Source organism: Streptomyces sp. NPDC088747, from assembly GCF_044751025.1.
GTDB lineage: Bacteria > Actinomycetota > Actinomycetes > Streptomycetales > Streptomycetaceae > Streptomyces.
The window spans coordinates 260,636-275,532 of the sequence record NZ_JBIVKZ010000009.1 but is presented as its reverse complement, the minus strand read 5'-3'; the positions used below and the strand labels follow the sequence as shown (position 1 = coordinate 275,532).

The window sequence follows — 14,897 nt, the reverse complement described above, 5'->3', positions numbered from 1 at the left end:
ACAACTCCCCGGAGAACGCCCATTTCTTTCCGATAAGGCGTCAATTGCGACGGGGTGAGCGATCACCCTTTCGTGTGCTTTTCACCAAAGACCTCAAGGGAGTTGGAAACAGCGCCGACAAAGGTTCCGTGAGTACCCTTGCGCAGACCATGATGACCGCCGCCCGTTCCGCAGACTCCGGCCTGGCCGGCCCGGGCGAACTCAACCGTTACCCCTATGCCGAGGCTCCTGGTGCCGGCCGCGTGGGTCCCTCCGCGTGGGAGGGCGTGGACCCCGAGCTGGGCCGCGTGGGGCGTCGTGCCGCCGGCAGCCGCGGACGCGGGCTGCACGGTCAACTCGTCCAGCAGCTTGGCCAGATGATCGTCTCCGGAGACCTGGGCGCGGACCGCCCGCTCGTTCCCGAGGAGATCGGGCAGCGATTCGAGGTCTCCCGTACCGTCGTTCGTGAATCGCTGCGTGTCCTGGAGGCGAAGGGGCTGGTCAGCGCCCGCCCCAACGTCGGTACGCGGGTGCGCCCCGTCAGCGACTGGAACCTCCTCGACCCGGACATCATCGAATGGCGGGCCTTCGGACCGCAGCGCGACGACCAGCGACGCGAGCTGAGCGAGCTGCGCTGGACGATCGAGCCGCTCGCCGCGCGTCTCGCCGCCGGTCACGGGCGCGAGGACGTCCAGCAGCGGCTCGGCGACATGGTCGAGATCATGGGCCATGCCATGGCGCAGGGTGATTCGCTCACCTTCTCGCGTGCCGACGCCGAATTCCACGCGCTGCTCATCCAGCTGGCCGGGAACCGGATGCTGGAGCACCTCTCCGGGATCGTGTCGGCCGCGCTCCAGGTCTCCGGCAACCCCATCACCGGCTGCGACCGGCCGAACGACGCCTCCCTGGGACACCACGCCCGGATCGTCGACGCCCTCGCCTCGGCCGACGGTACGGCGGCCGAGGTCGCCATGCGCCAACTGCTGACCGTCCATCCCGAGGTGGAGCGCGTGGTGCCCGCGCCGCGCGAGCACTGACCGCGCACCGAGGGCGACGCGGCGGGGGCGTATGCCCTCACGTGGCATCGCGCGGTCGGCGAACCATCCCCAGTGGGACCCCGTCGGATCCTTTCCGGACCTGGCGGGGTCCGGTGCCGTGGTGGTTCGGTGGGTCCATCGACTGACCTCTTCTGACCGTATCTGGCCGCTTTTGCGCGCTTACGGGGTGTGACTCGGGCCACGCAGATTGGGCGTAACGCTCTTCGAGGCAGCGCGATGACCTAAGAGGTGGCAGCCGAGGAAGGAATACAGACGCCGTTCATGGCGCTGTGCATCTTCCCGGCCCCCGCCCGCGCCGTCGGCCCATCCCCAAGTCGGCGGTCGTCGGTTCCTGTCCGTACCGGACGGGGCCGGAAGCCGTTTTCCAACGTTCCGAGAGGTTGTTCGTGTCGGCCAGCACATCCCGTACGCTCCCGCCGGAGATCGCCGAGTCCGTCTCTGTCATGGCGCTCATCGAGCGGGGAAAGGCTGAGGGGCAGATCGCCGGCGATGACGTGCGTCGGGCCTTCGAAGCTGACCAGATTCCGGCCACTCAGTGGAAGAACGTACTGCGCAGCCTCAACCAGATCCTCGAGGAAGAGGGTGTGACGCTGATGGTCAGTGCCGCGGAGCCAAAGCGCCCCCGAAAGAGCGTCGCAGCGAAGAGTCCGGCCAAGCGCACCGCCACCAAGACGGTCGCGGCGAAGACGGTGACCACCAAGAAGGCCACCGCCACCGCTGCCCCGGCGGCGCCCGCCGACGACGACTCGGCTGAGGACGCGACCGCCCAAAAGACCGCTGCCAAGAAGACGGTCGCGAAGAAGGCCGTCGCGAAGAAGACGGTCGCCAAGAAGGCTGTCGCGAAGAAGACCACCGCCAAGAAGGACGACGCGGAGCTGGTCGACGACGAGGCGGCCGAGGAGACCCCGGGTGCCAAGCCGGGTGAGGAGGAAGAGGAGGGAGCCGAGAACAAGGGCTTCGTCCTCTCCGACGACGACGAGGACGACGCGCCTGCCCAGCAGGTCGCCGTCGCCGGTGCCACCGCCGACCCGGTCAAGGACTACCTCAAGCAGATCGGCAAGGTCCCGCTGCTCAACGCCGAGCAGGAGGTCGAGCTCGCCAAGCGCATCGAGGCCGGTCTGTTCGCCGAGGACAAGCTGGCCAACGCCGACAAGCTCGCGCCGAAGCTCAAGCGCGAGCTGGAGATCATCGCCGAGGACGGCCGCCGCGCCAAGAACCACCTCCTGGAGGCAAACCTCCGTCTGGTGGTCTCCCTGGCCAAGCGTTACACCGGCCGCGGCATGCTCTTCCTGGACCTCATCCAGGAGGGCAACCTCGGTCTGATCCGCGCGGTCGAGAAGTTCGACTACACCAAGGGCTACAAGTTCTCCACGTACGCCACCTGGTGGATCCGTCAGGCGATCACCCGCGCCATGGCCGACCAGGCCCGCACCATCCGTATCCCGGTGCACATGGTCGAGGTCATCAACAAGCTCGCGCGCGTACAGCGCCAGATGCTCCAGGACCTGGGCCGTGAGCCCACCCCGGAGGAGCTGGCCAAGGAACTCGACATGACCCCCGAGAAGGTCATCGAGGTCCAGAAGTACGGCCGCGAGCCCATCTCGCTGCACACCCCCCTGGGTGAGGACGGCGACAGCGAGTTCGGTGACCTCATCGAGGACTCCGAGGCCGTCGTCCCGGCCGACGCGGTCAGCTTCACGCTCCTCCAGGAGCAGCTGCACTCCGTTCTCGACACCCTGTCCGAGCGCGAGGCGGGCGTCGTCTCGATGCGCTTCGGTCTCACCGACGGTCAGCCGAAGACCCTCGACGAGATCGGCAAGGTGTACGGCGTGACGCGCGAGCGGATCCGCCAGATCGAGTCCAAGACGATGTCGAAGCTGCGTCACCCGTCGCGCTCGCAGGTGCTGCGCGACTACCTCGACTAGGCCTTCGCCGTACGTCACGAAGGGCCCGGCTCCCACGGGGGAGCCGGGCCCTTCGTGTGTGCGCGGGGTGCGGGCGCCTGCGTCCTGGATCACTCTGGGTTTTCGATGACCATCCCAGAGTGAGGAGCGCGCATGCGCCGTCCCTTTGCCTCGGTGCTGGCCCTGGGGGCCGCCGCGGCCGCGATACCACTGGTGTCACCCGCCCCGGCGGCGGCCGACAGCATCATCATCGGCGGTTTTCCGGTCGAGATCTCGGAGAGTCCGTGGACGGTGGCGCTGTCCAGCCGTGACCGGTTCGGAGGTACCCGCGCCGGGCAGTTCTGCGGAGGGGTCGTGATCGGCCCGTCCTCGGTCCTGACCGCGGCCCACTGCCTGGGCCCGGACGTGCTGGGAACGTCGTCACAACAGGTCCGCGACCTGAAGGTCATCGCAGGCCGGGGAGATCTGCTGTCCAACGACGGCAAGGAGATCCCGGTGACCGACATCTGGGTCAATCCGGAGTACGACAGTGATACGAACGCCGGGGACTTCGGCGTGCTCACCCTCTCGACGCCGCTTCCGCAGAGCTCGGTCATCCCGATGGCACCCGCGGGAGACGCCGCGTACGAGCCGGGTACGGCCGCCACCGTCTACGGCTGGGGCGACACCACGGGCGGCGGCGACTACGCCCGCAGTCTGCGGGCCGCGCGGGTGAGCGTGCTCGCCGACGCGGCCTGTGAGCGGGCCTATCCGGGCAGCACGGTCGGCACCTACGAGGCGGCGACCATGCTCTGTGCCGGGGAGGTCGCGGGCGGCCGGGACGCCTGCCAGGGGGACAGCGGCGGACCGCTGGTCGCCCAGGGGCGGCTCATCGGGCTGGTGTCGTGGGGAAGCGGCTGTGGGCGGGCGGGCAGCCCCGGTGTCTATACGCGCGTCTCCGGGGTCGCCAAGGCACTCGACGGCACCGCGCCCGCCGACGTCCCCGACGCCACCCGCTGAGGGCGCTGACGGATGCCTGGCGGAGGCGCTGAGCGCGAGTCGTGAAGCGGTACGAGTGCGGGCGGCCACTCCCTGTGTCCAGGGAGTGGCCGCCCGCACACCGGCCTGATGCCGGCACCCGCTCGTCGTTGATGCGAAGTGTCAGCGTTCTTCGTCGTTGACGCTTTCCGGAACGGACGTCAGTCGCTCCGTCTCGTCCTGTATCTCAGCGGCGATCTTCTTGAGTTCCGGCTCGAACTTGCGACCGTGGTGGGCGCAGAAGAGCAGTTCTCCGCCGCTCAGGAGGACGACGCGCAGATATGCCTGGGCGCCGCAACGGTCGCAGCGGTCTGCGGCCGTCAGCGGGCTCGCGGGGGTCAGAACAGTAGTCACGTCGCCTCTTCTCTAGCTCGACGAGCTGTCGTACCAGGGTCAACATCCAACCAGGCCGAAAACGTTCCCGCTCGTGGCCTTTCCTCGAAAATTTCTCTCCAGGGCGGCTGGCTGCTGCCAGGTGGCGGCGAATGGGCCGTATTACGTGTCTTCGTGTCTTACGGGTTCGCGCTGTCTGTCAGGGGGGCCGGTCCTCCCGGCTGGCTTGCCGGTTGTTCTTGAGGACGTGCCCGGAGCCTAAATGGTTCATGCCCCGAAGGGAACGTGATATGTACTTCACTCCATCGAGGGATCGAACACCCATGCGACCCTGGACTAGTGTGAGTTTCATGCGAGGGTGGCGTTACAACGGCTCTACCAGGCCTCGGTACCCTCTGAGCGGCGACCGAAGCCCGGCCTTACCCAAAAGGGCCCCATCTGAAATTCAGCGAGGAGCGAACTGCGTGACCGCCGAGACGTCCGTGCCGTCCACAGCGTTGCTGACCGGAGCAGACCGGGACGGTTCCAACTACACCGCGCGGCACCTGCTCGTCCTTGAGGGGCTCGAGGCCGTACGCAAGCGCCCTGGCATGTACATCGGGTCCACCGACAGCCGCGGTCTGATGCACTGCCTCTGGGAGATCATCGACAACTCCGTCGACGAGGCCCTGGGCGGCTACTGCGACCACATCGAGGTGATCCTGCACGACGACGCCTCGGTCGAGGTGCGGGACAACGGGCGCGGCATTCCGGTGGATGTGGAGCCCAAAACCGGCCTTTCCGGTGTCGAGGTCGTGATGACCAAGCTGCACGCCGGCGGAAAGTTCGGAGGCGGCTCGTACGCGGCCTCCGGAGGCCTGCACGGCGTAGGTGCCTCCGTGGTGAACGCACTCTCCGCGCGCCTGGACATCGAGGTGGACCGCAGTGGCAACACCCACGCGGTGAGCTTCCGGCGGGGCACCCCGGGAGAGTTCAAGGGCGTCGGCCCCGACGCCCCCTTCGACGCCGCGAGCGGGCTGCGCAAGCTCAAGCGGATCAACAAGAACCGCACCGGCACGCGCGTGCGCTACTGGGCCGACCGCCAGATCTTCCTCAAGGACGCCAAGCTCTCCCTGGACAACCTGCACCAGCGCGCTCGGCAGACCGCTTTCCTGGTGCCGGGGCTGACCATCGTCGTGCGCGACGAGTACGGCCTCGGTGAGGGCGGCAGCAAGGGCGAGGAGTCCTTCCGCTTCGACGGCGGGATCAGCGAGTTCTGCGAGTACCTGGCGAGCGACAAGCCGGTCTGCGACGTCCTCCGCTTCTCCGGACAGGGCAGCTTCAAGGAGACCGTCCCGGTCCTCGACGACCACGGGCAGATGACGCCGACCGAGGTCACCCGGGAACTGGGTGTCGACGTGGCGATGCGCTGGGGCACCGGGTACGACACGACCCTGCGGTCCTTCGTGAACATCATCGCCACGCCCAAGGGCGGCACGCACGTCGCCGGATTCGAGCAGGCTGTCGCCAAGACGATGAACGAGGTGCTGCGCGCCAAGAAGCTGCTGCGCGTCGCCGAGGACGACATCGTCAAGGACGATGCCCTGGAGGGTCTGACCGTCGTCGTGACGGTGCGTCTCGCCGAGCCGCAGTTCGAGGGCCAGACCAAGGAGATCCTCGGCACCTCCGCCGCGCGTCGCATCGTGACGAACGTGGTGTCCAAGGAGCTGAAGGCCTTCCTGACCTCGGCGAAGCGTGACGCGGCCGCACAGGCTCGGGTCGTCATGGAGAAGGCCGTCGCCGCGGCCCGTACGAGGATCGCGGCCCGTCAGCACAAGGACGCCCAGCGTCGGAAGACGGCCCTGGAGTCCTCCTCGCTGCCGGCCAAGCTCGCCGACTGCCGCAGCGACGACGTGGAGCGCAGCGAGTTGTTCATCGTCGAGGGCGACTCGGCGCTCGGTACGGCCAAGCTCGCCCGGAACTCCGAGTTCCAAGCGCTGCTGCCGATCCGCGGAAAGATCCTCAACGTTCAGAAGTCGTCTGTGACGGACATGCTGAAGAACGTCGAGTGCGGGGCGATCATCCAGGTCATAGGAGCCGGGTCCGGCCGGACCTTCGACATCGACGCGGCGCGCTACGGCAAGATCATTCTTCTTGTCGACGCCGATGTCGACGGTGCGCACATCCGCTGCCTGCTGCTGACGCTGTTCCAGCGCTACATGCGGCCGATGGTCGAGGCGGGGCGCGTGTTCGCGGCGGTGCCGCCGCTCCACCGCATCGAGCTCAGCCAGCCCAAGAAGGGGCAGGACAAGTACATCTACACGTACTCGGACCGGGAGCTGCGGGAGACGCTGCTCGAGCTCCAGCGCAAGAACGTCCGGTACAAGGACTCGATCCAGCGGTACAAGGGCCTCGGCGAGATGGATGCCGACCAGCTGGCCGAGACCACGATGGATCCCCGTCACCGGACCCTGCGACGGATCAACATCTCCGACCTGGACGCGTCCGAGCAGGTGTTTGACCTGCTGATGGGGAACGACGTGGCTCCGCGCAAGGAGTTCATCTCCAGCTCGGCGGCGACGTTGGATCGGTCCCGTATCGACGCGTAGGCGGGGGCGCAGGCGGGGGTCGAGGTGTAAGTACTGGAGATCCATGCGTAAGCGCTGCTGCTGGGCTTGGCCTTCTCGGCCCCAGACAGGTGCGTCACCGTTGCGTTCGGGCGGAGCTTGCGTTCGGGGCGAGGAGTCAAGGCGTGCCGGAGCGGGTCTGCGTGGATTGTCCGGTTCCGCTGAGGGGAGTGCGAGCGACCGGCCTGGCGGGGCTCAATGGTCCGGGGCTCAACGGTCGGGGACTCCACGGTCCGGGGCTCACGAGCCTCTGTCCGAGGGCGGTCGCGTACTGCTGATCAAGCCAGGGCTGCGCGCTCCACCCACGGGTGGAGGCCCGCTCCGGTTGGAGATCCACCCGTGATCCACCCTGGCGCCGACCTGCTGACCAGCCAATTTCCGTAGCGTCGAAGGCGTCGACAGCTCCCGCTGCCGGTACCCGTTCTTCTCGCTCACGGAGGCCGTGATGTCTGGGCTGGTCAATGCCTTGGCGATCCTCGCCGTTGTCGCTCTGGTGATCGTGCGCCAGTTCCGCGCGCAACAGATCAGCGCGGACAAACGCTGGTGGGTCCTGCCTGCCGTGCTGGGGTTCATAGCTCTCCGAGAGCCCGGGGTGATCGACGCGCACCATCAGGCCGAGGCCGTTCTCCTGCTGGGTACGGAGTTGCTGATCGGTCTGGCGACCGGTGCCGGCTGGGCGTGGACCACCCGGATATGGGCGGCGCCGGACGGCTCCGTGTGGGGCAAGGGCACCAGGGCGAGCGTCGCCGTATGGGTCGTCGGCATAGGTCTCCGCGTGGGCCTGTTCGGCATCGGGTCCTTGCTCGGAGTGCACCAGGACACCACCGCCATGGTGCTGGTGGCACTCGCCGCCACGCTCCTGGTCCGCTCCGGAGTTCTGGCCTGGAGGTCGCGAACCCTGCACCCGGCGAGCCTCCAGAGTGCGGCGTACGGTGACGGCGTGCCCGGAGCCCCGTGGAAGGAGCGTGCATGACGGAGAACGTCTGGACACGCTGGCCCTCCCGCGAGGCACTCTCCCGGGCGGAAGTGGCCCGCCCCCGGCGGATGCTCGGCTGGGCCACGCGTGCCGGTGCCCTCGCCATCCTGCTGGGGACGACCTTCACCGACAGTGATCTGCACGGCTGGGGCATCGCGGCGGGTGTGCTGGGAGTCATCGCCTGCGGAGTCGCGGCCTGGGCTTTCTGGCGGACCACGCTCGAGCACCGCCTGCTGCCCTCGTTGGGGCTGCTCACCCTGCTGCTGGGGTTGGCGACGGCTGGCCAGAGTGTCGGATTCCGGATACCGGCCCTCGTTCTGTGGTGCGGATGCGCCGTCAGCGCCATCGAACGACTGCCTCTCGTGGCGGCGCTGCCCGCCACGTCCGTGGCGCTCGGGGCTTACGCGGCGGTCAACGACGATGTCTGGCTCACCACCGCCGCCACGACAGCGGGGCTCGCTCTGGTCGGGTACGTGCTGCGCCTCGACGCGGAGGCGCGGGGAAGTGCGCAACGACTGCTGGCGCAGGAGCGTGCTGCGCTCGCGGCGAAGGCGGATTCCGCGGCGCTCGCGGAGCGGGCCAGAATCGCCCGGGAGATCCACGACGTGCTGGCGCACAGCCTCTCGGCGCAAATGGTGCACCTGGAGGCGGCCCGTCTGCTCATCGAGCGGGGTGGCGACCGGGACACGATCCTCGAACGGGTCGTGGCGGCAAGGGGGATGGCACGCGAAGGACTCGCCGAGACCCGGCAGGCGCTGTCCGCCCTGCGTGGCGAGATGTCCCCCGTGGAGGACTTCCTGAGCGAGCTCGTCGCGACGACCGACGGTGCCGATGTCACCGTGACGGGTGAACGGCAGCTGTTGCGTGCCGAGGCCTCGCAGGCGGTGCGCCGGGTCGCGCAGGAAGCCCTGACGAACGTCCGAAAGCACGCTCCGGGCGCCAAGGTCCAGGTGCGACTGGACTACGGCGAGCACGAAGTGACCCTGGACGTACGGGACTCCGGCGGGTCGCCGGGAGATCTCAGCGGCTCCGGTGCCGGGTACGGTCTGCTGGGCATGCGGGAGCGGGCCGAGCTGCTGGGCGGCTCGCTCGATGCCGGGCCGGACGAGGAGGGGTTCGTGGTGACGCTGAAGGTGCCCGTATGACGGAGGCGCAGGAGGGGGAGAGGAAGCCGGCCCGGGTCCTGGTGGTGGACGACCAGACCGTGGTGCGCGAGGGCATCGTGATGCTGCTGGGGTTGTTGCCAGGGATCGAGGTCGTCGGTTCGGCAGGGGACGGGAACGAGGCCGTGGCGCTTGTCGCCGAACTCGCTCCGGACGCCGTGCTGATGGATCTGCGCATGCCCCGCTGCGACGGTGTCGAGGCGACCCGGCGCATCCGCGCCGAGTATCCGGGGACGCAGGTCGTCGTGCTCACCACGTACGAGGACGACGAGTCGCTGTTTCCCGCGCTCAGAGCGGGAGCCCGGGGCTACCTGACGAAGGACGCCGGGGGTGAGGAGATCGTCCGTGCCGTGCGGAGTGTGCTCTCCGGGGAGGCGGGGCTTTCGCCGAGTGTCCAACGCCGACTGCTGGAGCGGCTGTCGGAGCCGGAGCCGTTCGCGCCCGCGGAAGCCCCGGACGGGCTCACGGCGCGCGAGACCGAAGTGCTGCTGCTGATCGCCGAGGGACTGACCAACCAGGAGATCGCCCGCGAGTTGCACGTCTCCACCGCGACGGTGAAGACCCACATCAACAACCTCTTCGCCAAGACGGGGGTCAAGGACCGAGCTCAGGCGGTCCGTTACGCCTATGGCAAGGGTCTCGTACGGCCACCGGCAAGGTGAGTCACCTGATGGAGTGAAGAGCGCGGGGAGAAGAGTCCGGGATCTTCCCGATCTGCACATCCTTGAGCACGCGGCCGAAACGGGCCGCGGACAAGGAGAGTTCGGTGGAGAAGCACGACGGTCGTGAAACCGGGAAGGTCCGGTTCGACGACCCCTGGTACGACGCGCTTGCCTCCGGCTGGGGTGAGTTGGACGGCACGGGCGCGCCCGCTCCCACCGTGCCGCCCGCGCGCCCGGAGCAGGAGCGTCGGACGGGCGGGGCGGGCGACGTCTATCTGGAGGTGCAGCGCAGCGCGGCCTTCCAGGAGGTGCGCAGCCGGTACCGAAGGTTCGTGATCCCGGGCGTCGCTGTCTTCTTCACCTGGTACGTGGGTTACGTGGTGACCGCGACGACGGCGCCCGGCTTCATGGCCCGGCCCGTCGCCGGCGCGGTGAACGTCGCGATGGTCGCGGGGCTCGGACAGTTCCTCACCACCTTCCTGTTCACCTGGGCGTACGCGCGGCATGCGCGGCTGCGCAGGGACCGGGCCGCGCTCGATCTGCGCTGGGACACCCAGGAGCTGACGAGGAGCGCCAGGGGTGGTGAGCGATGAGCGGTAACCATCAGACGCTGGCGCTGCTGCTGTTCAGCGTGTTCATCGCGGTGACGCTGGCGATCACGACGTGGGTGAGCCGTAACCGGCACGGTTCGGCGGAGGAGTTCTATGCCGGCGGCCGATTGTTCTCGCCCATGGAGAATGGTTTTGCCATCTCCGGGGATTACATGTCGGCGGCGTCCTTCCTGGGCGTCACGGGTCTGATCGCGCTCTTCGGCTACGACGGCCTCCTGTACGTGGTGGGCTTTCTGGTGGCCTGGCTCGTGGTCCTCTTCCTGGTCGCCGAACTGGTGCGCAACTGCGGGCGGTTCACGCTCGCCGACGTGGTCGCGGCCCGAATGGACGAGCGGCCGGTGCGGATCGCGGCGGGAACTTCGTCGGTGACCGTGTCCGTTCTGTACCTGGTGGCGCAGATGGTGGGCGCCGGCAGCCTGGTCGCGCTGCTGCTCGGAGGCACGAGCGAGGCTGCGCGGAACTGGACAGTGATCGGCGTGGGCGCGCTGATGGTGATCTATGTGTCGATGGGAGGGATGCGGGCCACCACGTGGATCCAGATCGTGAAGGCGGTCCTGCTGATGGCCGGGGCCATCGCGTTGACCGTGCTGGTCATGGTCCGATTCCACGGGGACTTCAACCAGTTGCTGCGTTCGGCGGCGGACCGGAGCGGACACGGTGACGCGTTCCTGGCGCCTGGGCTGAGGTACGGCGGGGACTGGACAGCACGGTTCGACTTCATCAGTTTGGGGCTCGCGCTGGTGCTGGGCACGGCCGGGCTGCCGCACATCCTGTCGCGCTTCTACACCGTTCCGACGGCGCGGGCCGCCCGACGTTCGGTGGTCTGGGCGATCGGCCTCATCGGCAGCTTCTACCTGATGACGTTCGTGCTGGGGTTCGGCGCGGCCGCGATCGTCGGTCCGGAGGCGGTGCGGGGTGCGAACGCGGCGGGGAACACGGCGGTTCCGCTGCTGGCCCTCGATCTGGGCGGCGGCGCGAACTCCACCGGAGGAACGGTTCTGTTCGCGATCGTCGCCGCCATCGCCTTCGCCACGATCCTCGCGGTCGTCGCGGGAATCACCCTCGCGTCCTCGGCGTCCGTGGCCCACGACCTGTACGCGTCACTGAGACGAAAGCGTGCCAAGCCGCGCAGCGAGGTCGCCGTGGCACGCACCGCGGCGGTCGGCATCGGCGTGGTCGCCATCGCGCTCGGCCTGCTCGCCCGCGATCTCAACGTGGCCTTCCTGGTGGGCCTCGCCTTCGCGGTGGCCGCGTCCGCGAACCTGCCGGTGCTGCTGTACTCGCTGTTCTGGCGGAACTTCACGACCCGCGGCGCGGTGTGGGCCGTATACGGGGGCCTGGTGCCCGCGCTGCTGCTCGTACTGCTGTCACCCGTGGTGTCGGGGAGCCCCGAATCGCTGTTCCCGGACGCCGACTTCCAGTACTTCCCGCTTCAGAACCCGGGCCTCGTGTCCATCCCTCTGGGCTTCCTCGCGGGCTGGCTGGGCACGGTCACTTCGGCGGATCCACCGGACGAGGCCAAGCACGCGGAGACGGAGGTGCGGTCCTTGACGGGCGCGGGGGCGGTCTGAGGGTGCAGACGCCACCTGGAGGGAGATTCCCTCTCGGGCGGCCTCGTCCTCAGGCGGGACCTGCCCCGAGGTCGTGTCCTCAGGTATGGCTCGCCCAGATGTAGCGATGCTCCGGGCGGCCCGCGTCGCCGTACTTCAGGGTCAGCCTGGCCCGCCCCGTGCGCTCCAGGAGCTTCAGATAGCGCTGGGCGGTCTGTCGGCTCAACCCGGTCTGCTCCGCGATCTCCTGAGCCGACAGTGGGCCCTCGGAGTTCACCAGCGCGCGGCGTACGAGCTCCGCGGTCGTGGGGGAGTGGCCCTTGGGCAGGTCCGTCTCCGTAGTCGCCGACAGGGCGCCGAAGATCCGGTCCACCTCCGCCTGTTCGGCCTCGCCGCCGCCGTCGAGGGTGCGGCGCAGATCCGCGTACGCCTCCAGCTTCGCGCGCAGGCCCGCGAAGGCGAACGGCTTGACCAGGTACTGGAGGGCGCCCTGCCGCATCGCCGCCTGGACCGTCGAGATGTCACGGGCGGCGGTCACCATGATGACGTCGGTCTGGTGACCGCGTCGGCGCATCTCCTGGACGACCGCCAAGCCCGTGTCGTCCGGCAGATAGTGGTCCATCAGGACCAGGTCCAGATGGGGAAGCCCCTCCATCAGGCTCAGCGCCTCGGCCGCACTGTGGGCCTCGCCCGCCACATGGAAGCCCGGCACCTTCGCCACGTACGCGGCGTTGACCCGCGCGACCCGGATGTCGTCGTCCACGACCAGGACCTCGATCATCACGACCCTTCCCTGGCGTCTATGGCGGTGGCGTCCGTGGCGATGGTCTCCACGGTCGTGGTCTCCACGGTGGTGATGTTGACGGCCGCAGATTGCGGAGACGAGTGCGGCTCGGGAAAGGGTCGCGGGTCCGTCGCCGGTGCGAGGCCAGCCTCCGGGGTGAGAGCCGGGTCCGGAGTGCCGTCGACCGTGACTTCCGGGGGGTCCGGAGCCTCTTCGGCTCGCGCGTGACCGTTGCCCGGTGTGTGCCCAGCGACGGGCGGGTGACCTGGACCGGGCAGGTCTCCCGCGGCGGGCGTCTGCCCGGCACCGGCCGCCCGGCCTGCGGTTGGCGCATCGGCCGCCGCGGATGCTTGACCCGACTCCGACGCGAGGTTCGACTCCGCTCCTGGGCCGGATTCCGGTTCCGGGCCGGATTCCAGCGCGGAACCCGACGCCGGCCCCAGGTCCGCCCCCATCGCGGGCACCGGTTCCCTGAGCGCTTCCGGCAGTACGACGGTGAACTCCGCGCCTCCGCCGTCCGCCTCGGCGACCCGCGCGCTGCCGCCTTGCCGTTCGGCGAGACGGCGTACCAGGGGGAGGCCGATTCCCCGCCTGCCATGGGCGGGAGGCTTCTTGGTGGACCAACCGTCCGTGAAGATCAGTTCCCACCGGTCGTGCGGGATTCCAGGTCCCGTGTCCCGTACGCGAAGTACGGCGGTACGGCCCTGGGCGCGCAGTTCGACCTCCACGCGCGCGTGGAGCGTGCCCGCGACGGCGTCGAGGGCGTTGTCGACCAGGTTGCCGACGACGGTGACCAGACCCCCCGGGTCCACCAGCCGGTCCGGCAGGTGGGTCGTGTCGGAGATCCAGAGGGCCACGCCGCGTTCGGCGGCGACGGAGGACTTGCCGACCAGCAGGGCGGCGAGCAGCGGATCGTGGACCTTCTCGGTCACCTGTTCGGCAGTGACCCGGTGGTCACCGACGACCTCGCCGGCGAACTCCTTGGCGTCGTCGTACATCTCCAGTTCGAGCAGGCCCAGGAGTGTGTGCATCCGGTTGGCGTGCTCGTGGTCCTGGGCGCGGAGGGCGTCGATCAGGCCGCGGGTGGAGTCGAGTTCCCGGCCGAGCTGCTCCACCTCCGTGCGGTCGCGCAGCGTGGCCACGGCGCCGCCGTCGTCCGTGGGCATGCGGTTGGCGACCAGGACGCGTTCGCCGCGGACGGTGAGCAGGTCGGTGCCGGTCACGCGGCCGGCCAGCACGTCGGTCGTCCGCCCCGGTCCGAGCGCGTCGTCGAGCGGCCTGCCGATGGCCTCCGCGTCGAGCCCCAACAGGCGCTGCGCCTCGTCGTTCAGGAGGCGTACGCGCCCGCCGCGGTCCAGCGCGACGACGCCTTCCCGGATGCCGTGCAGCATTGCCTCGCGCTCCGCGAGCAGCGCCGAGATGTCGGAGAAGGCCAGGTCACGGGTCTGCCGTTGGACCCGCCGGGAGATCAGGTACGCGGCCAGCGCGCCGACGGCCAGTGCTCCGCCCGCGTACGCCAGCAGCCCGGGGATCGCGTGGATCAGCCGGGCCCGCACACTGTCGTACTCGATGCCCACCGAGACCGCCCCGACGATGTCGCCGTCCGCATCCCGCATCGGCACCTTGCCTCGGGCGGAGCGGCCCAGGGTGCCGTCGTCGATCTCCATGACGTCCGCGCCGGCCAGGGCCTGGCTGGGGTCGGTGGAGACGACCTTGCCGATCTGCGCGGTGTCGGTGTGCGACCAGCGCACGCCGGCCATGTTCATCACCACGACGTACTCGGCCCCGCTGGCCCGCCGTATCCGCTCCGCTTCTGCCTGTACGGGCCCGCCCACGGACGGCCGGGTCGTCCGGAGGTCCTCGACGATCTGCGGCTGGACCGCCGTGGTCTGCGCGATCGCGAGCGCGCGGCGCATCGCCTGGTCGTCCAGCTGTGCGCTGAGCGGAGCGAGGAACAGCCCGGTCGCGAGCACGGCGACCCCGGCGGCGATCGCCACCTGCATCAGCAGCACCTGCGAGAACACCCGCCGCGGCAGACCGAGGCGCAGTCGTCGCGCGGGGGGAGTGGGGCTCATGCCTATGACGGTACGGCGATGAGTGAGGTCCGCCGTAGGGGTGTGGCATGGATCTCTTGATTCCGGTTCGAGCGCCGGGGCGAGGCCTTGAGCTGCGCTCCGCGAGGCTCACGGCACGGGAGTGGATCCGCGCGACCTGGCTGGCGGCGTACCTGGCGACGTGCCACGGAGGTGCGTAC

General features: G+C 69.2%; 11 protein-coding genes and 1 pseudogene. 9 read left to right on the top strand and 3 right to left on the bottom strand.

The window, feature by feature from the left end; genetic code table 11:
* Positions 1-128: 128 nt before the first annotated feature.
* The 3 genes from ACIP79_RS22770 (at position 129) to ACIP79_RS22760 (ending at position 3,940) form a co-directional block, all read left to right on the top strand.
* Entirely contained in the window at positions 129-1,016 is an 888-nt protein-coding gene (locus ACIP79_RS22770) for a FadR/GntR family transcriptional regulator (protein ID WP_401226111.1), read from the top strand.
* Positions 1,017-1,423: 407 nt separating this feature from the next.
* Positions 1,424-2,962, top strand: coding sequence for an RNA polymerase sigma factor (locus ACIP79_RS22765; protein ID WP_383679426.1), 1,539 nt, complete (start codon positions 1,424-1,426; stop codon positions 2,960-2,962).
* 132 nt (positions 2,963-3,094) lie between these two features.
* The gene (locus tag ACIP79_RS22760; RefSeq protein WP_401226109.1) at positions 3,095-3,940 is read left to right on the top strand and encodes a S1 family peptidase; all 846 of its coding nucleotides are present in this window, start codon (positions 3,095-3,097) and stop codon (positions 3,938-3,940) included.
* 141 nt (positions 3,941-4,081) lie between these two features.
* Here the strand turns inward: ACIP79_RS22760 and ACIP79_RS22755 are convergent, their stop codons facing one another.
* Entirely contained in the window at positions 4,082-4,312 is a 231-nt protein-coding gene (locus ACIP79_RS22755) for a hypothetical protein (protein ID WP_121406526.1), read from the bottom strand.
* A gap of 443 nt (positions 4,313-4,755) precedes the next feature.
* Between ACIP79_RS22755 and ACIP79_RS22750 the strand changes: the two genes are divergently transcribed.
* From ACIP79_RS22750 to ACIP79_RS22725, 6 genes are all read left to right on the top strand, one after another.
* Entirely contained in the window at positions 4,756-6,879 is a 2,124-nt protein-coding gene (locus ACIP79_RS22750; protein ID WP_401226106.1) for a type IIA DNA topoisomerase subunit B, read from the top strand.
* 463 nt (positions 6,880-7,342) lie between these two features.
* The gene (locus ACIP79_RS22745) at positions 7,343-7,870 is read left to right on the top strand and encodes a DUF1453 domain-containing protein (protein ID WP_401226104.1); all 528 of its coding nucleotides are present in this window, start codon (positions 7,343-7,345) and stop codon (positions 7,868-7,870) included.
* Complete coding sequence (locus tag ACIP79_RS22740) at positions 7,867-9,018, top strand: sensor histidine kinase (RefSeq protein WP_401226102.1); 1,152 nt, start codon at positions 7,867-7,869, stop codon at positions 9,016-9,018. The genes ACIP79_RS22745 and ACIP79_RS22740 overlap by 4 nt, the downstream gene beginning before the upstream one ends.
* On the top strand, positions 9,015-9,698 hold the full coding sequence (locus tag ACIP79_RS22735) for a response regulator (RefSeq protein WP_401226100.1): 684 nt from the start codon (positions 9,015-9,017) through the stop codon (positions 9,696-9,698). The genes ACIP79_RS22740 and ACIP79_RS22735 overlap by 4 nt, the downstream gene beginning before the upstream one ends.
* 104 nt (positions 9,699-9,802) lie before the next feature.
* Positions 9,803-10,291 carry a DUF485 domain-containing protein gene (locus ACIP79_RS22730; RefSeq protein ID WP_387184211.1) on the top strand — a complete coding sequence of 163 codons (489 nt, stop codon included), beginning with the start codon at positions 9,803-9,805 and terminating at the stop codon, positions 10,289-10,291.
* Positions 10,288-11,880: a cation acetate symporter gene (locus tag ACIP79_RS22725; RefSeq protein WP_401226098.1), complete on the top strand. Its 1,593-nt coding sequence runs from the start codon at positions 10,288-10,290 to the stop codon at positions 11,878-11,880. Before ACIP79_RS22730 ends, ACIP79_RS22725 begins: the two co-directional genes overlap by 4 nt.
* 79 nt (positions 11,881-11,959) lie before the next feature.
* Here ACIP79_RS22725 and ACIP79_RS22720 read toward each other — a convergent pair whose 3' ends face one another.
* Positions 11,960-12,640, bottom strand: coding sequence for a response regulator (locus ACIP79_RS22720; RefSeq protein WP_401226278.1), 681 nt, complete (start codon positions 12,638-12,640; stop codon positions 11,960-11,962).
* A 461-nt stretch (positions 12,641-13,101) separates the two neighbouring features.
* Positions 13,102-14,718 (bottom strand): annotated as a pseudogene (locus ACIP79_RS22715) (ATP-binding protein); the annotation flags it as partial.
* Positions 14,719-14,897: the final 179 nt, after the last annotated feature.